Origin of the sequence: Archangium gephyra (assembly GCF_049060025.1) — a bacterium.
GTDB classification, from domain to species: domain Bacteria; phylum Myxococcota; class Myxococcia; order Myxococcales; family Myxococcaceae; genus Archangium; species Archangium gephyra_A.
In genome coordinates, this window is sequence record NZ_JBMEQQ010000002.1 from 4,750,850 (window position 1) to 4,771,963 (window position 21,114).

General features: G+C 71.0%; 18 protein-coding genes and 2 pseudogenes. 14 read left to right on the forward strand and 6 right to left on the reverse strand.

Annotated elements, in window-relative coordinates; genetic code table 11:
* Positions 1 to 29 precede the first annotated feature (29 nt).
* The 4 genes from ACN28I_RS20675 (at position 30) to ACN28I_RS20690 (ending at position 5,139) form a co-directional block, all read left to right on the forward strand.
* Positions 30 to 1,613 (forward strand): GMC family oxidoreductase N-terminal domain-containing protein, encoded by a 1,584-nt coding sequence (locus tag ACN28I_RS20675; RefSeq protein WP_420943690.1) that lies wholly within the window; start codon positions 30 to 32, stop codon positions 1,611 to 1,613.
* Complete coding sequence (locus ACN28I_RS20680) at positions 1,516 to 3,510, forward strand: alpha/beta fold hydrolase (protein ID WP_420948680.1); 1,995 nt, start codon at positions 1,516 to 1,518, stop codon at positions 3,508 to 3,510. The genes ACN28I_RS20675 and ACN28I_RS20680 overlap by 98 nt, the downstream gene beginning before the upstream one ends.
* 230 nt (positions 3,511 to 3,740) lie before the next feature.
* Positions 3,741 to 4,517, forward strand: coding sequence for a LytR/AlgR family response regulator transcription factor (locus tag ACN28I_RS20685; protein ID WP_420943691.1), 777 nt, complete (start codon positions 3,741 to 3,743; stop codon positions 4,515 to 4,517).
* A gap of 4 nt (positions 4,518 to 4,521) precedes the next feature.
* Entirely contained in the window at positions 4,522 to 5,139 is a 618-nt protein-coding gene (locus ACN28I_RS20690; protein WP_420943692.1) for an RDD family protein, read from the forward strand.
* Positions 5,140 to 5,142: 3 nt separating this feature from the next.
* On the opposite strand, the gene ACN28I_RS20695 is transcribed toward ACN28I_RS20690, so the two are convergent.
* The 5 genes and pseudogenes from ACN28I_RS20695 to ACN28I_RS20715 all read right to left on the reverse strand — a co-directional run.
* Entirely contained in the window at positions 5,143 to 6,045 is a 903-nt protein-coding gene (locus ACN28I_RS20695; RefSeq protein ID WP_420943693.1) for a dienelactone hydrolase family protein, read from the reverse strand.
* A 109-nt stretch (positions 6,046 to 6,154) separates the two neighbouring features.
* On the reverse strand, positions 6,155 to 7,270 hold the full coding sequence (locus tag ACN28I_RS20700; protein WP_420943694.1) for a diguanylate cyclase domain-containing protein: 1,116 nt from the start codon (positions 7,268 to 7,270) through the stop codon (positions 6,155 to 6,157).
* A 96-nt stretch (positions 7,271 to 7,366) separates the two neighbouring features.
* Positions 7,367 to 8,854 (reverse strand): glutamate--cysteine ligase, encoded by a 1,488-nt coding sequence (locus ACN28I_RS20705; protein WP_420943695.1) that lies wholly within the window; start codon positions 8,852 to 8,854, stop codon positions 7,367 to 7,369.
* A 17-nt stretch (positions 8,855 to 8,871) separates the two neighbouring features.
* The gene (locus ACN28I_RS20710) at positions 8,872 to 9,924 is read right to left on the reverse strand and encodes an FAD/NAD(P)-binding protein (protein WP_420943696.1); all 1,053 of its coding nucleotides are present in this window, start codon (positions 9,922 to 9,924) and stop codon (positions 8,872 to 8,874) included.
* Positions 9,925 to 10,000: 76 nt separating this feature from the next.
* A pseudogene (locus tag ACN28I_RS20715) lies at positions 10,001 to 10,300 on the reverse strand (FAD/NAD(P)-binding protein); the annotation flags it as partial.
* Between the two features lie 214 nt (positions 10,301 to 10,514).
* Between ACN28I_RS20715 and rlmN the strand changes: the two are divergent.
* The 6 genes and pseudogenes from rlmN to ACN28I_RS20745 all read left to right on the forward strand — a co-directional run bounded on the left by rlmN (position 10,515) and on the right by ACN28I_RS20745 (position 16,983).
* Positions 10,515 to 11,603, forward strand: coding sequence for a 23S rRNA (adenine(2503)-C(2))-methyltransferase RlmN (rlmN, locus tag ACN28I_RS20720; RefSeq protein WP_420948681.1), 1,089 nt, complete (start codon positions 10,515 to 10,517; stop codon positions 11,601 to 11,603).
* Between the two features lie 125 nt (positions 11,604 to 11,728).
* Positions 11,729 to 12,694, forward strand: a complete 966-nt coding sequence (locus tag ACN28I_RS20725; protein WP_420943697.1) for an ABC transporter substrate-binding protein — start codon at positions 11,729 to 11,731, stop codon at positions 12,692 to 12,694.
* Positions 12,695 to 13,495: 801 nt separating this feature from the next.
* Positions 13,496 to 13,864 (forward strand): annotated as a pseudogene (locus tag ACN28I_RS20730) (PAS domain-containing protein); the annotation flags it as partial.
* 212 nt (positions 13,865 to 14,076) lie between these two features.
* Positions 14,077 to 15,228 carry a GAF domain-containing sensor histidine kinase gene (locus ACN28I_RS20735; protein WP_420948682.1) on the forward strand — a complete coding sequence of 384 codons (1,152 nt, stop codon included), beginning with the start codon at positions 14,077 to 14,079 and terminating at the stop codon, positions 15,226 to 15,228.
* Positions 15,229 to 15,275: 47 nt separating this feature from the next.
* On the forward strand, positions 15,276 to 16,472 hold the full coding sequence (locus tag ACN28I_RS20740; protein WP_420943698.1) for an NAD(P)/FAD-dependent oxidoreductase: 1,197 nt from the start codon (positions 15,276 to 15,278) through the stop codon (positions 16,470 to 16,472).
* A gap of 130 nt (positions 16,473 to 16,602) precedes the next feature.
* Positions 16,603 to 16,983: a hypothetical protein gene (locus ACN28I_RS20745; protein ID WP_420943699.1), complete on the forward strand. Its 381-nt coding sequence runs from the start codon at positions 16,603 to 16,605 to the stop codon at positions 16,981 to 16,983.
* A 16-nt stretch (positions 16,984 to 16,999) separates the two neighbouring features.
* Here ACN28I_RS20745 and ACN28I_RS20750 read toward each other — a convergent pair whose 3' ends face one another.
* A complete protein-coding gene (locus ACN28I_RS20750; protein ID WP_420948683.1) occupies positions 17,000 to 17,863 on the reverse strand; it encodes a metallophosphoesterase family protein in 864 nt (287 codons plus the stop codon).
* Between the two features lie 173 nt (positions 17,864 to 18,036).
* Between ACN28I_RS20750 and gluQRS the strand changes: the two genes are divergently transcribed.
* From gluQRS to ACN28I_RS20770, 4 genes are read left to right on the forward strand one after another with little or no spacing between them, the layout of a single operon-like run.
* On the forward strand, positions 18,037 to 18,984 hold the full coding sequence (gene gluQRS / locus ACN28I_RS20755) for a tRNA glutamyl-Q(34) synthetase GluQRS (RefSeq protein WP_420943700.1): 948 nt from the start codon (positions 18,037 to 18,039) through the stop codon (positions 18,982 to 18,984).
* Positions 18,985 to 18,992: 8 nt separating this feature from the next.
* Positions 18,993 to 19,556 carry an AgmX/PglI C-terminal domain-containing protein gene (locus ACN28I_RS20760; protein ID WP_420943701.1) on the forward strand — a complete coding sequence of 188 codons (564 nt, stop codon included), beginning with the start codon at positions 18,993 to 18,995 and terminating at the stop codon, positions 19,554 to 19,556.
* A 47-nt stretch (positions 19,557 to 19,603) separates the two neighbouring features.
* On the forward strand, positions 19,604 to 20,440 hold the full coding sequence (locus ACN28I_RS20765) for a GNAT family N-acetyltransferase (RefSeq protein ID WP_420943702.1): 837 nt from the start codon (positions 19,604 to 19,606) through the stop codon (positions 20,438 to 20,440).
* A 49-nt stretch (positions 20,441 to 20,489) separates the two neighbouring features.
* Positions 20,490 to 21,113 carry a tRNA-(ms[2]io[6]A)-hydroxylase gene (locus ACN28I_RS20770; protein ID WP_420943703.1) on the forward strand — a complete coding sequence of 208 codons (624 nt, stop codon included), beginning with the start codon at positions 20,490 to 20,492 and terminating at the stop codon, positions 21,111 to 21,113.
* The last annotated feature ends 1 nt before the right edge of the window (position 21,114 follow it).

The following is a 21,114-nucleotide window of genomic DNA, read 5'->3' on the forward strand; positions in this document are numbered from 1 at the left end:
ACCTCTTCGACTCCTCCAGGATTCCTTTCATGAACACGAATCGCCTCGCCTCGCCGATCGAGGACATCCGGCCCCACTACACCGTCGTCGTCATCGGCTCGGGCTACGGCGGCGCCATCACGGCGTCCCGCCTGTCTCGCGCTGGCCAGAGTGTCTGCGTGCTGGAGCGCGGCCGTGAGCGCCAGCCCGGCGAGTTTCCGGACACCACGCCGGAGGCCCTCGAGGAAATGCAGATGGATCTGCCCGCCGGCCATGTGGGCTCGCGCACGGGCCTGTTCGATCTCCACTGCAACCCGGACATGAACGTGCTGGTGGGCTGCGGCCTGGGCGGCACATCGCTCATCAACGCCAACGTCTCCATTCGCGCCGAGCCCCGCGTCTTCGAGGATCCCCGCTGGCCCCAGGCGCTCCGCGACGAGAAGCTGGAGGCGCTCAACGCCGGGTACACGCTCGCCGAGGACATGCTGCGGCCCCGGCCCTACCCGGACTCCTACCCCAAGCTGAAGAAGCTGGAGGCGATGCAAAAGGCCGCCGAGGCCATGGGGCAGAAGTTCTACCGCACCGCCATCAACGTCACCTTCGAGGACGGGGTGAACGCCGCGGGCGTGTTCCAGAAGGCCTGCAACAACTGCGGCGACTGCTGCTCCGGCTGCAACGTCGGTGCGAAGAACACGGTGCTGATGAACTACCTGCCGGATGCCCGGCGGCACGGCGCGGAGATCTTCTGCGAGACCAGCGTCCGCTACCTCGAGCGGAGCGCCCACGGCAAATGGCTCGTCCACTTCCAGGTGCTGGACACCGGCCGGGAGAAGTTCGACGCCCCGCTGCTGACCGTGTCCGCGGACCTCGTGGTGCTGGCGGCGGGCGCGCTGGGTTCCACCGAAATCCTCCTGCGCTCCAAGGAGAAGGGGTTGCCGGTGTCGGACCGGCTGGGCCAGGGCTTCAGCGGAAACGGTGACGTGCTGGGCTTCGCCTACAACAACCAGACGGCCATCCACGGCATCGGGTTCGGCATCCGGCCCCCGAGCGAGGTGGGGCCCGTGGGTCCCACCATCACCGGCATCATCGACATCCGCAACCAGGAGAAGCTCGAGGACGACATCATCATCGAGGAAGGCGCCATCCCCGGTGCGCTGGCTCCGGTCATTCCCGCGATGTTGAGCGCGGCCGCCGAGGCTCACGGGGACCAACACCGCCCCGGGCCAGGCGGTGGAGCAGGAGCTGCGCAAGCTCGACAGCGCGGTTCACGGCGCCTACCACGGCGCGGTCAAGCACACGCAGACCTATCTGGTGATGGGGCACGAGGGCCAGGGCAGCAGCGGCGCCCTGAAGCTGGAGGAGGACCGGCTGCGCGTCGACTGGCCGGGGGTGGGCTCGCGGCCCATCTTCGAGAAGGTGGACAAGCGGCTGGTCCAGACCACCCAGGCGCTCAGCGGCATCTACACGCGGGATCCCATCTGGAGCGAGCTGCTCGGCAAGAGCCTCATCACCGTGCACCCGCTGGGCGGCTGCAACATGGCCGACAGCGCCGAGCAGGGTGTGGTCAACCACGAGAACAAGGTCTTCGCCTCCGCCACCGGGGAGCAGACGCACGAGGGGCTGTACGTGTGTGACGGCGCCGTCGTCCCCACCTCGCTGGGCGTCAACCCGCTGCTCACCATCTCCGCGCTGTCCGAGCGTTGCAGCATGCGGATCGCCGCGCAGCACGGCTGGACGATCGACTACGCGAAGAAGGGTCCCATTCCCGTGGATCCCCAGCAGCGCAAGGCGGGCATCCGCTTCACCGAGAAGATGAAGGGCTTCTTCTCCCCCGCCCAGGACGAGAACTATGTGGCGGCGGCCACGCGCGGCGAGCTCCTGGGCTCGCCCTTCGAGTTCACCCTCACCATCATCGCGGAGGACGTCGAGAAGATGATGAAGGAGCCGGACCACGCCGCGCGGATGGTGGGCACGGTGAAGGCGCCAGCGCTCTCCGGCAAGCCGCTCACCGCCACCCAGGGCGTGTTCAACCTGTTCGTCCAGGACCCCACCGCCGCCGACACCCGGCTGATGAAGTACCAGATGCGGTTGACCGCGGATGATGGCCGCACCTTCTTCTTCAAGGGCTTCAAGGTCATCACCGAGCGGCCCATCGCGGACATGTGGCACGACACCACCACGCTCTTCATCACCCTCTACGAGGGCCAGGATGAGTCGGGCCCGGTGGTGGGCCGGGGCGTGCTGAAGATCGCCCCCGAGGACTTCATGCGCCAGCTCACCACCATGGACGTCTTCAACGCGAAGAACGCCGAGGAGCGCATCAAGCTGTCGCTGGAGTTCGGCCAGTACTTCACCGGCATCCTGTACGACTACTACGGAGGGCTCCTCGGGGAGCTGGACTTCATCGACCCGAATGCCCCGCCGCGCAAGCGCCGTCCGCTGCGTGCCCCCGCGCCCCAGCTCTTCGGCTTCAAGACCTCGGACGGCGTGGACCTGCTGCTGTCGCGCTACCAGGCCGGGAGCAAGGGGCCCGTGATGCTCGCGCACGGCCTGGGCGTGTCCAGCCGCATCTTCTCCACGGACACCATCGACACCAACCTGCTCGAGTACCTCTGCGCCCACGGGTACGACGTGTGGCTGCTGGACTACCGCTCCAGCACCCTGCTGCCCGCGTCGGAGGCGCAGTACACCGCCGATGACGTGGCCACCCAGGACTGGCCGGCGGCCGTGGCCCGCGTGCGCGAGCTGACCGGCGCTCAGGACATCCAGGTGGTGGCGCACTGCTACGGCTCCACCACCTTCACCATGGCCATGCTCGCGGGCCTCCAGGGCGTGCGCTCCGCCGTCTGCTCGCAGATCTCCACCCACGTGGTGACCCCCCCGATGGTGTCGATCAAGTCGGGGCTGCACCTGCCCCAGCTCCTGAACCTGATGGGCGTCAAGTCGCTCTCCACCAACGCCATCCAGGGCGAGGGCGCCCTGGAGCGCGTCTACGACAAGCTCCTCGCCGCCTACCCCGTGGGCAAGGACGAGCACTGCGACAGCGCGGTGTGCCACCGCGTCAGCTTCATGTACTCGCTGCTCTACCGGCACGAGCAGCTCAACGCGATGACCCACCAGTACATGCACGAGCTGTTCGGCGCGGCCACCATCACGGCGTTCGAGGGTCTGGCGCTCATGGTGAACCAGGGCCGCGTGGTGGACGCCAACGGTGACAACGTCTACCTGCCCCACCTGGATCGCATGGCCATCCCCATCCGCTTCATCCACGGCACCCGCAACCAGTGCTTCCTGCCGGAGAGCACGGAGAAGACCGTGCAGGCCCTGAGCACAGTCAACGGCTCGGCGCTCTACTCCCGCGTCCTCATCCCGGAGTACGGCCACATCGATTGCATCTTCGGCAAGAACGCCGCCCGGGATGTCTTCGGCCACATCCTCGAGCACCTGGAGCAGACCCAGGTGCCCGGAAAGAAGGAGGTGGGGGTGCCTGTGCCCACCGTGGCAGCGAAGAAGGCCGTGGCGGCGGCCTGAGTTCCCGCCTCCTTGCTCCCTCTCCCCTCGGGAGAGGGCGGGGGTGAGGGTATCCGGGCCCGTTCTTCAACCCGTGGCCCGAAGTGGGGACAGGGGTTCAACCCGGGTTCACCCGATACCCTCACCCCGTCCCTCTCCCGGAGGGCGAGGGGAAATGGCCACGGTTGTCAGCGCTTGTCCGGGGGAGCACACCTTCGCGGACCTGCCTGAAGGGATTAGACTCGGGCCCCGTGAGCCCTCCCCTGTCCGTCCTCATCGCCGATGACGAGCTCGTCGCTCGCAAGCGTCTCTCGCGCCTGCTGACGGCCTTCCCCGACATCAACGTGTGTGGCGAGGCCTCCGATGGCGAGGCCGTGCTCGACGCCGTCCGCGCTGGCGGCGTGGACGTGGTGCTGCTCGACATCCACATGCCCGGGCTCAGCGGCATGGACGCGCTCGCCCTGCTGCCCGCGGGCGGCCCCCACGTCATCCTCGTCACCGCCCACGCCGACCATGCCGTGGAGGCCTTCGAGCACGGGGCCGTGGACTACGTCCTCAAGCCCGTCGAGGCCTCGCGTCTCCAGAAGGCCCTGGAGCGCGTGCGCGTCCGGCTCGCCTCCAAGGCCCCGGAGCCCGCCAAGGGCACCGCCATCGAGCAGCTCGCGCGGCCCCTGGCCCGCCTCCCCATCCCCACCCGCCAGGGCATCGTCCTGGTGGACCCCGGCACCATCTCCCACGCCACCCTCGAGGACGAGCTCGTCACCGTCTTCACCGCCCAGGGCGACTACCTCACCGACTTCTCCCTCCAGGAGCTCGTGGACCGGCTGCCCACCGAGGGCTTCTACCGCGTGCACCGCCGCGCCCTCGTCAACCTCGCCCACGTCACCCGTCTGGAGCCACTGGAGACGGGCGGGTACCTCGCCCGCACCGCCCGCGGTCACACCGTGGAGGTCAGCCGCCAGTCCGCCCGCGAGCTGCGCCGGATGCTCGGCCTGCGCCGCGGCACCGAGGACGAATCCGGAGCGTGAGACCTTGAACGCCAACGAGCCCTTCATCCCCACCCCGAGCGCGCTCTGCGCCGCGCACCCCGAGCGCCCGGCCGTCATCATCTGCGCCCGGTGCGGCAGCTATGCCTGCGGCTCGTGCCAGCAGCAGGCCGACACGCGCCGCGACTACTGCGTGCGCTGCACTCCGGAGCTGCATCTGGCATCTCGCGGCTCCCGTCTCGCCGCCATGCTCGTGGATCGTCTGGCCTCGGCCCTTCCCCTGCTCGGCTCGTTCCTCATCTGGGGCCTGCTGAGCAGGGGCCTCGCAGAGGACAAGTCCGCCCCCCTCATCCTCCTCCTCATGCCCGTGGGGATGTTGGGAACCCTGGGAATGATGGCCTGGCAGCTCCACCTGCTCGTCACGACGGGGCAGAGCCTGGGCAAGCGCCTGCTGGGCATCCAGGTGGTGCGCTCCGATGGAAGCCCCATCGACCTCGGCCGGCACCTCCTCCTGCGCAACATGGTGCCGGCCGTCCTCCTCCTGCCCACCCTGGGTCTCTTCGGCCTCGTCAACGCGCTCCTCATCTTCACCGCCGGGCGCCGGTGCCTGCATGATCACATCGCCGACACCCAGGTCATCGTGGTGAACGGGCACCTGCGCTGAGGCTCAAGGCGTCAGGCCGAAGTTCCTCCGGAAGAAGTCCACCATGGCCCGCCGCGACGTCTCCGCCGTCTCCGGCGAGGGGGCGATGTCCACCTCCCCTCCCCGGCCCGTGTGCGAGTACGGATCCGTGATCCGGATGGCCGGCTCCAGCCGATCCCACCCGTGCGTGGCCCCCGGGTAGACGGTCAGCGACACGTTGGCGCGATCCGCCGGCGACAGGCTGTCCACCAGCCGCTGGCACGAGTCCGGATCGTCATACTGATCGGCATCGCCCGCCTGGATGAAGATGGGGGAGCCGGTGAGCTCACCGAACTCGTAGCTGGGGACGCGGTTGTAGGCCCAGCACACCGGATAGAAGGGCGCGTGCGCCACGAAGCGCTGTCCCGGCTCGGCGCCCACGGCGTACTTCCGGGTGGCGCTCAGCATGGCCATCAACCCGCCCCACGAGAACCCCGTGATGCCGATGCGCGAAGCATCGATGGATGGGTGCGCGGACAGGTACTTCAGCGCCCCCCAGGCATCGGGCAGCGTCTCGGCCACGGCCCTCGGCCGCCCCTCCGCGCCTCCGGACAGACCCCGGGCGGCCCACATGTCGATCTCCAGCGTGGCGATGCCCGCCTCGTGCAGCGCCTGCGCGTGGAAGCTGCCCCGGGTGTCCACTCCGCCCGAACCGTGGGCAATCACCACCGCGGGCACCCTGCCCTGCGCGCTGGTGGGGACGCTCAGCCGCCCCGCCACCTGCAGCGGCGTGGGCGTCCCGAGTGCCGCGAAGGACACGTAGGAATGGCGGGCCACCGGTGTCCGGACCGGGTCCTCCACTGGTGGCTCGGGCTGTTGAGGACACCCGCTCAGCACGGCCGCGAGCGACAGACTGGCAATCCACGGACTCACGACGGACTTCTTCATGGCTCGACTCTCCCGGGGATGGGGGTGGGCCCACCATCCCAGGGAGGGGACCGGCACGCCGCCGGTCCTGCCGTTCACCGTCCGCCCACCGACACGTGGGCGGAACCAACTAGCGGGGAGCCAACACCACGCGGTTGGGCGCACTCGCCTTGGAGGAGCGCAGGGCCTTCTCCGCGGCGGAGATGAGCTCCTGCTCGTTGCGGGCCTGGTCCGGGAAGACGGCCACGGCGGCCGTCACCGTCACCTCGCCCACGTCGCTGCCGGTGCCCTCCGGGATGTCCAGCTCCTCCACCGCCTTGCGGAGCTTCTCGGCGTAGGTGCGCGCCCGCTCCACGTCGGCATTGCAGAGGATGACGCCGAACACGTCCCAGTCGTACCGGGCGGCGATCTCCGACGAGTTGTCGCTCCGGGCATGGGTGACGGGATCCTCCATCATGTCCGTCACCATCTGCGCCACCCGGCGCAGCAGCTTGTCGCCCTCGGCGTAACCCCGCGAGAGGTTGAAGCGGCGGAAGCCATCGATGTCGATGAGCACCAACGCCAGCTTCTGCTCCCGCCGCCGCGCACTCAGCAGGCCCGCGCTCAGGGCCTCCTGGAAGTAGCGGTGGTTGTAGAGGCCCGTCAGCCCGTCACGGAACGCCAGCCGCTCGCTCTCGGGGATGAGCGACTGGGAGGTGGCGCTCTTGGCATCGGCCTTCTGGGGCTCCGCCATCTTGGGACGAGGCGTCGCGGCCGGCCCGCCCGGCCCGGCCGGCTTGCTCACCGCCGGCTTGCCAGCGCCGCCGCGGCCCAGTCCGAGCTGGTCCTTGAGCTCCTGCACCATCTTGTCGCGGATGGACAGCAGGGCGGCGTTGTGGACCGCCTGGCCCACGGTGTTCTTCAACTCCTGTTCTGTGAACGGCTTCGTGAGGAAGTGGTTCACCCGCGCTTCATTGATGGCCTTCTGCGCGTCCTCCAGCTTCTGGGACGCCGTCACCAGAATGCGCGCGGCATGGGGTTGTAGCTCGGCGACGCGCTTGAGGAGGTCGACCCCCATCAGCCCGTCACCAAGGTTTTGATCCGATACGACCGCGTGCAGTTGTTCCCGCTGGAGGACTTCAAGCGCTTCTTCAGCGGACCGGGCAAGGAAGACCGTGAAGTCCTTGCTCAGGTAGTACTGCATCAAGGCCAGCATCGTCCGGTTGTCCTCGACGACGAGGACCTTCGCAGCAACAGGCTCACTCACCAGGGCAGACCAACGCAACGAGGGGCATGGAAGATGGCGTGAGCGTCGCAAAGGAAGGGGGCAGGCCGCAAGTCTCGAAGAGGGACTTCCTCCACTTCACTCCAGTGGCCACTCGTGGACCGGCCTGCCGGACGCAGCCAGGAGCATGTAACGTTCCAGCAGGGCCGCCAGAGCATCCTGCCGGGGCATGTGGGCTTCCAACCGGGCCAACATCTTCCGTTGCCAGCGTGCCCCGGTACACCCAGCGCGAATCCGGGCCCGCACAAGGGAGAGCAGGGCGTCCGCCTCCTCGGCGACCACTCCAGCGCCGACGAGGCCCGCCCGGGCCACGGGCAGCAGCCGCTCCACCAATTCTCCGGCGGGCACCAGCCGCGGCGAGGGCGCATGGCGCTCGGGCCACAGCAGCATCGCGTCCAGGCCCTCCTTCGCCGCGCGAATGAAGTTGCCCCGGGCACAGGGGAAGGGAATGCCCGGCAGCAGCGCGTCCACCTCCTCGCTCAGCCCCAACGTGAGGCCCAGCAGGAGCGCGCCGTTGGCCAGCATGTCCACCACCGTGGGGCCCGCCGGCAGCGCGCGCAGCTCGATGCGGACGTGGCCGCCGCCGCTCGGGTCGTAGATGGCGCGGTTCCAGCTCCACACGGTGCCCTGGTGCAGCCGCAGCTCGTCCAGCCGGGGCAGGCCGCCGCGCGCCAGACACTCCAGCGGAGACTCCGCCCCCAGCACCGGCAGCAGCGGAGGGTAGAGCGCCACCGACTCGGCGAAGAGCTCCAGCGGCCCCTCGCGCACCCAGCCGTGGCCGAAGGTGACGCGCCCGTGCCGCGGCGCCTCGGACTGGGGCTCGCCCCGGTCATCCACCGCCTGGCGGAAGAGCGCCACGCGCGTCTCGTCCCACAGCCGCCGCCCCAGCAGGAAGGGCGAGTTGCTGCTCACCGCGAGCACCGCCGGCGTCGCCAGTTGCGCCGCGTTGTACATGCGCGCGAAGTCCGCCGGGTCCACGCGCAGGTGGTACTGCAAGGAGGTGTTGGCGCCCTCCAGCGTCACGTCGTCCCACTCCAGGGTGAGCGAGTCCTCACCGCCGATGACGACGCGCAGGGGCTCCTCCTTGCGCCCGCGGCGGATGGCCGCCGACAGCGCCCGGTAGCGCGGCATCGCCGTCATCGCCCCCATGCCCAGGTCCTTCTCGCGCAGCGTGGGGAGGATGCCCGTCACCGCCACGCGCGCCCCCTGCGTGGCCGCCGCGCGCCGCACCTTGGCCAGCGCGCTCTCGAACTCCTCGCGCATCGCCGTGAAGGGCCGCCCCGCCAGCGGCCCCGGCCGCAGGTTGCACTCGAGGTTGAAGCGGTCGATCTCCACCGTCACCCGCGGATCCACCGTCTGGCCCAGCACCTGCCGGTTCACCGGCAGCGGGTAGCCCGCGGCGTCCACCAGGAACATCTCCAGCTCCGCGCCGATGGTGCGCGGCCCCACGCCGAAACCCGGGCGGGCCAGCACCTGCCGCAGGGCGTCCAGGCTGTCCGCCAGACGCTGGCTGAAGCGCTCATACTCCTCGGGCTCGAACGTCTCTTTCTGGATTTGAAGGCCCATATGGCAGCGGTGGTGCCCTAGGGAAACGAGGTGGATTGAGAAGCGGCAACGGTGGCGGGTGTGTCGGAGCGGGAGGCGAGCTGCTCCAGGAGCCGCCGCGACAGGGACAGCGCCTGGGTGCGAATCTCCGGGATGGCCGTGCTCTCCCACAGGTCCCCCCGGCGCAGGGGGCCCAGGGTGAAGAGCTGGCGGGAGACGCGGCCCCCGGCGTCGAGCAGCGCGCCCTCCGCGTCCGTGGCCAGGCCGAGCCCCAGCGCGTCCGAGCGGACGAGCCCGGACTCCAGCAGCCCGCGCAGCAGCGGGTGCCCCCGGCCGATGGAGGCATCCGGCCCGGTGCAGTTGATGACGTGCTGGACGCGGAACGTGGCCTCGCGCGAGAAGCCCCGGGGCCGGACACGCGCCAGCACCCACCCCTCGTCCGCGAGCTGGAAGTTGCGCACGCGCGCCGCGTGGATGCGCAGCACGCCGCTGCTCTGCAACTGCTGGAGGATGTCATTCACCGCGGGCGCCATCCGGTGGCGGTGCACGTCCCAGTAGGCGCGCAGGTGGCGCAGGAAGCGGCGCCGCTCGGGCTCCGGCAGGCCGCGCCACAACGAGGCCGTCAGCGGCCGCATCGAGTCCATCACGGCGCGCCAGTCTCCCCCCTCCTCCGCGCTCCGGACCTGGTGGCGCAGCGTGCGCAGGAGGGAGCGGACGCGTTGGGGCTCGGCCGGCGCCATGGGCGGGCCCGCCACCACGCCGGGACGATGCACCTGCGGCAGCAACCCGTGCCGGGAGATGGCGTGGATGCGCCCCTCGTGGTGGCGCTCGGCCAGCGACAGCACCGTGTCCACCATCGTCAGGCCCGTGCCGATGAGCAGCACCGAGTGGTGGGGCTGGACGCGACGCAGCGCCCCCTCGGTCCAGGGCGAGCGGACATAGCGGGGACTCGCGTACAGGCCCCCATCCGCCACCGGCAGGTCCGCCGGCAGCGCGTTGCCCACCGCCAGCACCACCGTGCGCGCCTCCAGCACCCTGCCCCGGGACAGCACCACCCTCGCGCGCTCCCCCGCCTGGGACAGGGACAGCACCTCGCCCTGGAGGAGCCTCCAGCCCCACCCCCGGGGCCGCGCCCTCCCGCGCCTCGTGCAGCACCGCCTCCAGGTACTGGCCGTAACGCCGCCGCTGGACGAAGTCACCGGGGGCCGTGGCCGGCTCGAGGCGGCGCATCCACCGCAGGAAGTGCTCGGGGTCCTCCGGAAAGGCGCTCATCCTCGCCGCGGGGACATTGAGCAGATGACTGGCGCTGCCGGTGGAATAGGCGAGGCCGGGACCCACACGCTCCGTGCGCTCCAATAAGGCCACCCGGAGGGGACCCGCGGCATTCCTCAAGAGCTGTGCCACCACCAGCGTACCGCTGGCCCCTCCCCCAACAACCAGTACGTCCCACGGCTCCTCGATTCGCACCCCGAGACTCTAAACCTCGGAGGGCACTCCTACATCCCCCCTTGACTGTCTACGCTCCAGGCAGGCGTGCACGATTCTTGGGACCGGGGGGCCTCATAGGTGGTCAAAATGATTGATTCCCGGGGCTCCCTATAAAGGAGGGGACGCTCCGGGCCCTGCCCGGCCGCCCGCCTCCCATGAGCCGGCCGCCCAGGTGTGTTATCGCTCCGTGACGATGCAGCCCACGCCCCCCACCCCCCTGGTCAACCTGTACGACCTGCCTCGCGCCGCCCTGGGCGAGCTGCTCGCCGGCTGGGGCTACAGCGCCTATCACCGGGACCTGCTCTGGGAGGCCCTCTACCGCCAGCAGGTGGAGTCCTTCGACGCCCTCACCGGGCTGCGGCCGGACCTGGTCCAGGCCCTGCGCGAGCGCACCCGCCTGGAGCGGCCCACCACCCACCACGAGGTCTTCAGCTCCGACGGCTTCACCCGCAAGCTGCTGCTGCGGATGCGCGACGGGCAGACGGTGGAAACGGTCCTCATGCGCTTCAAGGACCGGGCCACGGTGTGCCTCAGCACCCAGGCCGGCTGCGCCATGGGCTGCGTCTTCTGCGCCACCGGGCAGATGGGCTTCGTGCGCCACCTGACGCCCGGGGAAATCGTCGGCCAGGTGCTGCACGTCACCCGCATCCTCCGTGAGACGAACGAGTCGCTGCGCAACGTGGTGCTCATGGGCATGGGCGAGCCCCTCCACAACTACGAGGCCACCATGGAGGCGGTGGACATCCTCGTGGAGCGCTCGGGGCTGGCGCTGGCGCCGCGCTTCATCACCCTGAGCACCGTGGGCGTGGTGCCCGGCATCCGCCGGCTCGCGGACGAGGACCGGCCGGTGCAGCTCGCCGTCAGCCTGCACGGCGCCACCGAGGCGGAGCGCGGCGCACTGGTGCCCGCGGCCCGCAAGTGGCCGCTCGCCGAGTTGATGGACGCCTGCCGCTACTACTCGGAGAAGCGCAAGCGCCGCATCTTCTATGAGTGGGCGCTCATCGCCGGGCAGAACGACACGCCCGAGCAGGCCCACGCCCTGGGCCAGCTCCTCCAGGGGATGGACGCGCACGTCAACGTCATCCCCCTCAACCCCACGGTGGGCTACGCCCAGCGCCCCAGCGGCCCGGACGCCGTGCGCGCCTTCCAGGACATCCTCGCCGGGTACGGCCTGCCCAGCACCGTGCGCCAGCGCCGCGGCATCGACATCGACGCCGGCTGCGGCCAGCTCAAGGCCGCCGTGGAGCGCCCGCGCCGCGCCCCGCAGCCCACGGCTTCCTGAAACCGCGGCCCCCCGGACATGAGCCTCCGGCCGGGACTCCGCTTCCTGGCGCGCCCGCTCAGGGAGCCTTGCGGCGCGTCCCCCGCGTCCCAAGCGTTGGACGAGGAGCTTCAGGAGGAGACTCCGTGCGAAGCCTCGTCAGGATGCTCGGGCTGTTGTGGCTGCTCGCCGTGCCCGCCTGCACGCGCGAGGAAGCCCCACCCCTGCGCGTCGGCACCTTTCTCTGGCCGGGAGGCGAGCCCCTCTTCCTCGCGAGGGATCTCGGTCACCTGGACGACGATTCCATCCGCCTGGTCGAGTACTCCTCCCTGAGCGAGGTCAACCGCGACTTCCGCAACGGCAGCATCGACGCGGCGGACGTCTCGCTCGACATGGCCCTCCAGCTCCAGCAGCAGGGCTTCGAGCCCCGCGTGGTGCTCGTCCTGGACTACTCATATGGGGCGGATGCGATCCTCGCGCGGCCGGAGGTGCGGCGGCTCGAGGATCTCCGGGGCAAGCGGGTGGCGGTGGAAGCGCTGTCGGTGAGCCATTACCTGCTGAGCCGGGCGCTGGCGAAGGCGGGGCTCCACGAATCGGACATCGAGATCCTCCGCATCCCCGTGGACCAGCACGAGCGCGCCTATGCGTCGGGCCAGGTGGACGCCGTGGTCACCTTCGAACCTTTCGTGAGCAAGTTGCTGGCGGGGGGAGCCCACCGGCTCTTCGACAGCAGCCACATTCCGGGGGAGATCGTGAACGTGCTGGCGGTGCGCGAGGACGTGCTCGAACAGCGGCCGGAGCAGGTGCGCTACCTGATCCAGGGATGGTTCCGGGCCTTGCGCTACCTGCAGGCGCATCCGGAGGACGCGGTGAGCCGGATGAGCCCCCGCCTCGACACGAGCCCCGCCAGGCTCGCCTCCCAGTTGGAAGAGATCCGGCACCCCTCCCCGCGGGAGAACCGCGCCCTGCTGCGGGAGCCCTCCTCGCCTCTCCTCGACTCGGCGCACAGCCAGCAGCGGTTCATGTTGAAGTCGGGGCTGCTGCGAGCGCCAGTGCGGCCCGAGCAACTGCTGGACGCGCGGCCCCTCGAGGCGCTCGAGGAGGGCCGGTGATGAACCGCACCCGGGGACAGGGGACCGGGGCCCGGCCGGGCCTCTGGCGGGGGCCGCCCCCTCTTCCGCCCCTGCGCATCACCATCCCGGCGGTGCTGCTGCTCTTCGCCCTCACCTTGGGCCTCTACGACCTGCGGCAGAACACGCGTCTGGCCCGCCAACAGGTGGAGGAGTACACCCACCAGGAGCTCACCCACCGCATGAGCGAGCAGCAGGATCTCCTGGAGATCCTCCTGCACCTGCGCGAGCCCGAGCACGTCCGGGAGGAGGTCGCCAGCCTCGGGACGGATCCGCACATCAAGGCCGCACTGCTCCTCGACGAGACCGGCCGGGTGGCCGCCTCGACCCGGCGTGTGGAGATAGGCCAGCGGGCCCAGGCGCTCCACCCCAAGCTCTTCACCCCGGAGATGGAGCCGCGCATGCGGCGGGCCCGCGAGAACCTCGCCGCGAGCATCCAGGTCACCCTGGATGGCCAGTCCCTCGTGGCCGTGTACCCCGTGCTCGCGCCTGGAGCCCCTGGGGAGCCCACCTCCGAGCGGGTGTGGACGCTGGTGGTGCGCAAGGATCTCTCCGTCCTCAACAACCAGGCGCGCAAACAGGTGCTCGCGAGCGTGGTGCAGCGCAGTGTCCTGCTCGCGGGGCTCGCGGGGCTGCTCTGGCTCTTCTTCCACTTCGTCCTCACGCGCCGGGTGGCCCGGCTGGTCACCACCGCCCAGCGCTTCGCCGCCCGCGACTGGGAGGCCCGCAGCGGGCTCACCGGGCGCGACGAGCTTCTCCCTGGTGGGGCGTGCCTTCGACGAGATGGCCGAGCGCCTGCGCAGCACCCAGTCCCAGCTCGAGGAGCGCGAGTCCCATATCCGGCTGCTGCTCGACTCGGCCGCGGAGGGCATCTTCGGGTTGGACCTCGAGGGCCGCAGCACCTTCGTCAACCGCTCCGCGGTGCGGATGCTCGGCTACACGGAGGCCGGAGAGCTGCTGGGCCAGGATGCGCACCAGCTCTGGCACCACTCCTACGCGGATGGCTCGCCCTACCCCCGGAGCGAGTGCCCCATCCTCCACGCCCTGCGCGACGGGACCGAGGACCATGGAGACACCGACGTCATCTGGCGCCAGGACGGCACCTTCTTCCCGGTGGAGCGCTGGTCGTACCCCATGCGCCGGGGCGGCAGGACGGTGGGCATCGTGTCGACGTTCGTGGACATCACCGCGCGCAAGCGGGCCGAGGAGGCCCAGCACTTCCTCATCGAGGCCAGCACGCAACTGGCGGAGCTGCTCGACGAGAAGGGCACCCTGGCGCGGGTGGCGCGGCTGGCCATTCCCCAACTGGGCCAGTGGTGCCTCGTGGACCGGATGGACGACGCGGGCCAGCTCCACCGCGAGGCGTGGGTGCACCAGGACGCGGACCGGCAGGCGCTGCTGACGGAACTGGCGGGCTCGTCCCGCCGGATTGGAGCTCGCCCCAGCCCACCGTGCAGGTGCTGGGCACCGGCGGGACACTCCTCGCGGACGAGGCCCTGGCGGCCCTGCGCCAGCCCGGGGACTCCCACGCGCGCTACCTCGAGCTGCTGGGGAAGCTCGGGGCCCGCACCGCCCTCGCCCTCCCCATCTCCGTGCGGGGGCAGACGCTGGCGGCGCTGCTGCTGGTCTCGGACGCCCCGGGCTTCCACTACGGCCCGCATGAGCTGGCACTCGCCCGGGAGCTGGCCCGGCGCACCTCGGTGGCCATGGACAACGCCCGGCTCTACCGCCAGTCCCAGGAGGCGGTGCGCCTGCGCGAGGACTTCCTCTCCGTGGCCTCCCACGAGCTGCACACCCCGCTCACGCCCCTGCGCCTGCACCTGCAGACCCTCCAACGCGCACTGGCCACCCGGGACGACGGCGTGGACACCGGCCGCCTCACGGCCAAGGTGGACAAGGCGCTCGCCCAGGTGAGGCGCCTGTCCCAGCTCGTCGATGATCTGCTCGACGTCTCCCGCCTCACCTCCGGACGGCTCCGCCTGCGGCTGGAACTGGTGGACCTGGTGGAGCTGACGCGGGACCTGGCCGAGCGCTTCTCCGAGCAGGCCCGCGCCGCCGGCTGCACGCTGCGCGTCACCACCGAGGGCCCCACCACCGGCCTGTGGGACCGGATGCGCCTGGAGCAGGTGCTCACCAACCTCATCACCAACGCGCTCAAGTACGGCGTGGGCCACCCGGTGGAGCTCCACGTCTCCACCTCCGGAGGCCGCGCGCGCTGGAGCATCCGCGACCACGGCATCGGCATCGCCCCCGAGGATCTCGAGCGCATCTTCGGGCGCTTCGAGCGGGCCGTGTCCACGCGGCAGTACGGCGGGCTGGGGCTGGGCCTCTACATCTCCCGGGCGATCGCCCGCGCGTCCGGAGGCGACATCCACGTGGAGAGCCAGCCGGGAGCCGGCGCCGTCTTCACCCTGGAGCTGCCCCTCGAACCGGCCCGGGACACACGCGAGGGACTGGAGAGCCACACCCAGGGAACGGCCCGTCCCGCACCGGCCTCCGAGGCCCCCGGACCCTGAGCGCTGGAAGCTGGCGGGGCCGGGGCCCGGGCGCTACAACGCGCGCGATGAAATCCCTCCACGTCGCCATCGTCGGCGCGGGACCGGCCGGCTCCTCCGCGGCCACGTTCCTCGCGCAGCAGGGTGCCCGGGTGACGCTGCTCGAGCGCAACCGCTTCCCCCGGGACAAGATCTGCGGGGATGGTTGCACGCCCCGGACGCTGTGGATGTTGGAGCGCCTGGGGCTCGGCACGCTGCCCACGAGCACCGAGGCCGCGCCGGTGGACTCCGTCTACGCGCTCTCCCCCGGGGGCGTCGTCCTGGAGGAGCCCATCCCCGCGCGCCTCTTCGGCGGCAAGGCCAGCGTCATCACCCGCCAGGTGCTCGATGAGCGGCTCGTCCAGCGCGCGGTCCAGGCCGGTGCCGAGCTGCGCGAGGGCGTCCTCGTGGACGGGCTCGAGCGCGACGGCAACGGCGTCCTCCTGCGCTGCCGGGAGGGAGAGCCGCTGCGCGCGGACCTGGTGCTCGGGTGTGATGGCTCCCCGTCGGTGGTGCGGCGCGCGCTCGGGGCTCCCGACTTCCCGCGCAACGAGGGGGCCTTCGCGGTCCGCGCCTACTACGAGAACGTCCGCCTGTCCCACCCGCGCAGCTTCGCCTTCTTCTGGGAGAAGGAGCTGCTGCCCGCCTATGGGTGGATCTTCCCCCTGCCGGACGGCCGGGCCAACGTGGGCCTGGGCATGCGGGCGGACCAGCTCGACACGTCCGAGACGAAGCTGCCCGCGCTGATGGAGAAGTTCTGCGCGAGTCCGCGCGTGGCGGCGGAGCTGGCCGGCGCCCGGCGCGTGGGCAAGGTGAAGGGCCACCACCTGCCTTACGGCTCCTTCTCGCGGCACACCCAGTTCGATCGGGCGCTGCTGCTGGGAGACGCGGCCGGCTTCGTCAACCCGCTCACGGGCGAGGGCATCGAGTTCGCGCTGGAGTCGGGCGCCTTCGCCGCCGAGGCGGTGGCCGAGGCCGTGGCGGCGGGAGACTTCTCGGCGCGGGGGCTCGGCGGCTACGCGCGGCGCTGGGAGCAACGCTTCCGCACCGCCTTCCACCTCAACCGCCGGTTGATGTGGGCCTTCGAGCGGCCCTGGCTGCTGGACCGCGTCTTCCGCACGGCCAACCGCAGCCCGTCCGTGCGTGCCGAGCTCAGCGACATCCTCGCGGGCGAGGCCACGCATATCTCCTGGAGGTTCGTCGCGGAAGTGGCACGCGGTGGCTGAGTAGCACACAGCACTGACACATGGATGACGTCTGGCCATGACGCACCGCGAAGGGGGTGCCGCCCCCTTGCACGCCCTTGGCACGTGGGCACATTCTTCCTGGCACGGACGGTCGCACAGGGAGGTGGGCATGCTTTCCATTCACGAGCACGCAACGCTGGAAGACGCGAGCACGGAGTTGCTCGAGTTCGCCCTCGAGCCGTCCAACTGGATGACGTTGCAGCCAGACGAGCAGGCAGCCACCCCTGTACCGCAGGACGAGCGCTACCAGCGGCGCGTGGGCTCGCTGCGCATCTACACGGTGCTGGAGGTGGCGCCTTCGCTCGAGGTCTTCCTGCGCGTCGCATTCCGCGCTCCCGGCCTCACGCCGGTGAAGGCCGCGGATCACCTGGAGGCCTTCCTCAAGCAGCGCCTGCCGCTGACGCCCAACAGCGAGTGGCAGGTGGAGGTGGACGAGCGCCGGTGGATCCACTTCGTGCGGCGTTACTCGGCCCCTCGCCTGCAGGCCTGACGGAGGGAGCGGGCCCTCAGTGCACCGCCCCGCCGGGCACGTGCTTCTGTCCGCCCACCACCTGGCCGTCCTTCACCTCGATGACCCAGTAGCCCTCGCGCCCCAACTGGGTGGAGGAGCCCGCGCTGAAGATGTGCGGGCGCTCGGCGGTGGACGGGTGGTGGTAGCGCTTGTGGATGTGGCCGTGGAGCACCGCGTAGCGCGGACCCGGAATCAGCCGGAAGAGCGCCTCCGCGTCCCTCAGCCCGTGGAAGTAGCTGTCGGCTCGGCCATGGTGGGTGAGCGGAGCGTGGTGCACCGCCACCAGCACGGCCCGGCCGGCGAGCCGCGGGTCCTTCACCAGCGCCGCGAGCCCGTCCAGCTGCGCCGGGCCGATGCGGCCATGAGCAATGCCCGGCAGGGAGGGCACCCGTGCCGACAGCAGGCCCACCACCGCGGCCTCCTTTCCCACCAACCGCACGAAGGGGAAGGCCCCCTCGCGGCGGTACTCGGGCAGGTCGCTCTCCAGCAGGTGGCCGAAGTGCCGCGCGAAACGGCCCGTGCGGTGGCTTCCCGGGGTGAAGACGTCGTGGTTGCCGGGAATGACGGTGCAACGGCCCGGATCCTCCGCCAGCACGCCGAGCGACTCGCGGGCGAGCTGGAACTCCGGCTCCAGCGCATACGCGGTGATGTCGCCGGAGAGGATGAAGTGGTCCACCCCGTGCTGCTCCGCGTCACTGGCGATGGTGGCGAGCGTCTCGGGAGCCCGCGCATAGGCCTTCTTGCGCCCGCCCACGGACAGCTCGGCCATGGCGACCCACCGCCGCCAGCCGAGCCTCATGAAGGGCAGGGAAAAGTAGTCGGCGGTGATGTGGACATCGGAGCAGTGGAGGAAGCGCATCACGGTCATCCAGGGCACACCGGGCAGGCGGGCGGGCCCTCCCGCCCCGTCCAGGGCCGGGGAGTAACCGTCCGCGGCTTCCTTGGCCACGGGAAAGCTGCGCATGTCCGGCCCGGAGGCCAAGGAGGAAGCAGCCAGCCCATCCCGGGCGCGTTAGTCTGCCAGCGATCTCCATGAGCTTCCGCGGACGCTTCGCCCCCAGCCCCACCGGCCGCATCCACCTCGGCAATGCCCGCAGCGCGCTGCTCGGCTGGCTCCAGGCCCGCGCGGCCGGCGGCCAGTTCCTGCTGCGCATCGAGGACCTCGACCGCGCGCGCTGCAAGCCCCAGTTCCTCGACGACCTGTACCGGGACCTGGAGTGGCTGGGCCTGGACTGGGACGAGACGCCCCTGGTGCAGAGCCAGCGCGATGACGTCTACCGGGAGGCGCTGGAGGAGCTGGAGCGCACGGGCCGCGTCTACCCGTGCTTCTGCACGCGCGCGGAGATCGCCCGGGCCGCGAGTGCCCCGCACGGCCTGAGCGAGGAAGGGCCCCGCTACCCCGGCACGTGCGCCACCCTGCCACCGGAGACCCTGGCCGAGCGCGCCCGGACGCGCGTGCCCGCCCTGCGCTTCCGGGCGGCCCCCGGCGAGTGGTGCTTCGAGGACGGGCTGCATGGCCGCACCTGCCAGGACGTGGCCACGCTGGTGGGGGACTTCGTGGTGCGCCGCAACGACGGAGTGGCCAGCTACCAGCTCGCGGTGGTGGTGGACGACGCGGCCAGCCGCATCACCGACGTGCTCCGGGGAGATGACCTGCTGACGTCCACGCCCCGGCAGCTTCAAATCCACGAGGCGCTCGGCCTGACGCCACCACGCTTCTGGCACGTGCCCCTGGTGCTCGGCGAGGACGGCAAGCGGCTGGCCAAGCGGGAGGGCGCCTTCGCGGTCGCCGAGCTGCGCGAGCGGGGCCTCTCCGTGGAGCGGGTGCTGGGGCTGCTCGCGGCGTGGAGCGGGCTGGGGGATGGCACGCCGGTGACGCTGCGGGAGCTGGTGCGGCGCTTCCGGCCCGAGCTGCTCCCCCGCTCGCCCGTCGTCGCGCGGGAGGCGCTGTTGAAGGAGGCCCTGGGCCTCGAGGGTTGAAGGTGCACATGCGGGGCAGAGCGGTCTTTCTCTGGGTGGTCATCCCTTTCGTGGCCCTGAGCGCGCTGGCGCTCTGGCTCACGCGGGACACACCCGCGCCCACCGTCACCGAGGCCGTGGACGTCCCCGCCTCGCCTCCGCCCGAGCCGCCCTCCCCCGCCCCGCCACCCGAGGTGCCCGTGGAGCGGACACCTCCCGCCGCCCCGCCGCCGCCGCCACCACCGCCCGAGGACGAGCCGGTGCTCGAGCTGCCTCCGGGCACCTGGAGCGAGGAGGAGGTGCGCGGGGCCCTCCAGTCCGTGCAGCCGCTGGTGCGCACGTGCCTCCTCGACGCCTCGGTGCGCCACCCGGGTCCACAGACAGTGAGGCTGCGCTTCACCCTGGAGGCGCGCGGGGAGCGGGGCAGCTTCCAGGACAGCGAGGTGGTGGAGAGCACCGTGCGGGATCCGTTCGTGGTCGCCTGCCTGCTGGACGCTTTCGCGGACGCACAATTTTCCGCCCCACCTGGGAAAGCGCCGCTCACGCTGACCCATCCGTTCCACTTCCGGCCCAGGAAGCGCGGAGCCCCTTGAAAACCCTGGCGGGTCGTATGGTCTAGTACGGCGGCCCTCACCCCCCCATGCCCATCACGGTCCAACAACTCGCCCCTTCGGACAGCGATGCGCTGCGGGCGCTGCTCGCCAAGGATCCCGCGCAGAACCTCTACCTGCTGGGATTGCTGCAGGAGTTCGGCATCGCGCCAGCGGACCACCGCAGCAGCTTCTCGTATTGGGGACGCTTCGATGGAAAGACGCTGACGGCGGCGCTCTTCGTGGGAGGCGGGGGCGGACTGATGGTGCCCTCGGCGAGCGACGGCACGGCCACGGGAGTGATCGCGGACGCGCTGGCCGAGCGCGTGAGGCTCAAGGCCTCGGTGGGCGAGAAGCCGGCGGTGGACGCGCTGGTGCGCAGCCTGTGTCCGGGCAAGCCGCGGCTGTCGAAGAACTACCGGCTCTTCGCGGTGTCGGCCGATGACATGGGGCCGTTCACCAACCCGCTGCTGCGGCTGGCGCGCGATGAGGATGTGCCGCGCCTGCTGCCGCTGGCCCGCGGGGCGGTGCAGGAGATCTACGGCCGGGACGCGCTGGCGGAGGATCCGCACTTCGAGGCGCGGGTGGCGCAGCGCGTGAGGGCCAGGCGCACCTACGTGCTGGAAGAGAACGGCGAGATGGTGTTCAAGGTGGACATCGGCAGCCGCTCGCAGTTCGGGGCCGAGCTGGAGAACCTGTACACGGTGCCCTCGCAGCGGGGGAAGGGCCACGCCACGCTGTGCCTGGGGCAGATCTCCCGCTTCCTGCTGTCGTCGTTGCCGAGGCTCACGCTCCGGGTGGAGGAGAAGGACGAGTCGCTGGCGCGGATCGCCCGCAAGGTGGGCTACCTGGCTGGCCGCACCCAGCGCCTGGTGCTGGCGGAGTAGCGTCCGCGAGCGGGGCGGTTACACTCCGCGCCCCCCGCCGGAGTGCACCATGTCCCGTCCCACCCCTGAGCGCCGTCCCCTGTCCGGAGAGGGCCCCGTCATCCTCCGGGTCCCCACGGATCCGCGCTGGCTGCCCCTGGCCCTTGAGCGCTTCGACGAGGTGCTCGTGGACCATGCCCACTGCGAGAAGAAGGCGGCGGCCAATGCCCTCTCGCTGCTCCAGGTGTACCCGGATCTGCCCGGCCTGCCGGCGCAGATGGCGCGGCTGGCTCGCGAGGAGAGCGCGCACCTGGCCCGGGTGTTGGACCTGATGGCGGCCCGGGGCCTGACGCTGGGGCGCGACGCGGGTGACCCGTACGCCCAGGGACTGCAGAAGTTCGTCCGCACCTCCGCGGATGGGCGCCGGGTGGACCGGCTGCTGGTGGCCGCCGTCATCGAGGCCCGCTCGTGCGAGCGCCTCTCGCTGCTGGCCGAGGGGCTGGAAGATCCCATGCTGCGCCGCTTCTACGGAGAGCTGGCGCAGTCCGAGGATGGGCACCAGTCCCTCTTCTTCCGGCTGGCCGTCACCGCGGCGGGCGGAGACGAGGCCACGGTGCGCACGCGGCTGGACGAGCTGCTCGTCCTCGAGGCCGAGGTGCTGAGCCGCATCGGCCTGCGCGCCGCCATCCACTGAC

Bases quoted from the DNA above. Each gene is read 5' to 3' on its own strand.
- ACN28I_RS20675 (WP_420943690.1), top strand. From the start codon at position 30: ATGAACACGAATCGCCTCGCCTCGCCGATCGAGGACATCCGGCCCCAC.
- ACN28I_RS20680 (WP_420948680.1), top strand. From the start codon at position 1,516: ATGGCCGACAGCGCCGAGCAGGGTGTGGTCAACCACGAGAACAAGGTC.
- ACN28I_RS20695 (WP_420943693.1), bottom strand. From the start codon at position 6,045: ATGAAGAAGTCCGTCGTGAGTCCGTGGATTGCCAGTCTGTCGCTCGCG.
- ACN28I_RS20705 (WP_420943695.1), bottom strand. From the start codon at position 8,854: ATGGGCCTTCAAATCCAGAAAGAGACGTTCGAGCCCGAGGAGTATGAG.
- rlmN (WP_420948681.1), top strand. From the start codon at position 10,515: ATGCAGCCCACGCCCCCCACCCCCCTGGTCAACCTGTACGACCTGCCT.
- ACN28I_RS20740 (WP_420943698.1), top strand. From the start codon at position 15,276: ATGAAATCCCTCCACGTCGCCATCGTCGGCGCGGGACCGGCCGGCTCC.
- ACN28I_RS20745 (WP_420943699.1), top strand. From the start codon at position 16,603: ATGCTTTCCATTCACGAGCACGCAACGCTGGAAGACGCGAGCACGGAG.
- ACN28I_RS20750 (WP_420948683.1), bottom strand. From the start codon at position 17,863: ATGCGCTTCCTCCACTGCTCCGATGTCCACATCACCGCCGACTACTTT.
- gluQRS (WP_420943700.1), top strand. From the start codon at position 18,037: ATGAGCTTCCGCGGACGCTTCGCCCCCAGCCCCACCGGCCGCATCCAC.
- ACN28I_RS20760 (WP_420943701.1), top strand. From the start codon at position 18,993: ATGCGGGGCAGAGCGGTCTTTCTCTGGGTGGTCATCCCTTTCGTGGCC.
- ACN28I_RS20765 (WP_420943702.1), top strand. From the start codon at position 19,604: ATGCCCATCACGGTCCAACAACTCGCCCCTTCGGACAGCGATGCGCTG.
- ACN28I_RS20770 (WP_420943703.1), top strand. From the start codon at position 20,490: ATGTCCCGTCCCACCCCTGAGCGCCGTCCCCTGTCCGGAGAGGGCCCC.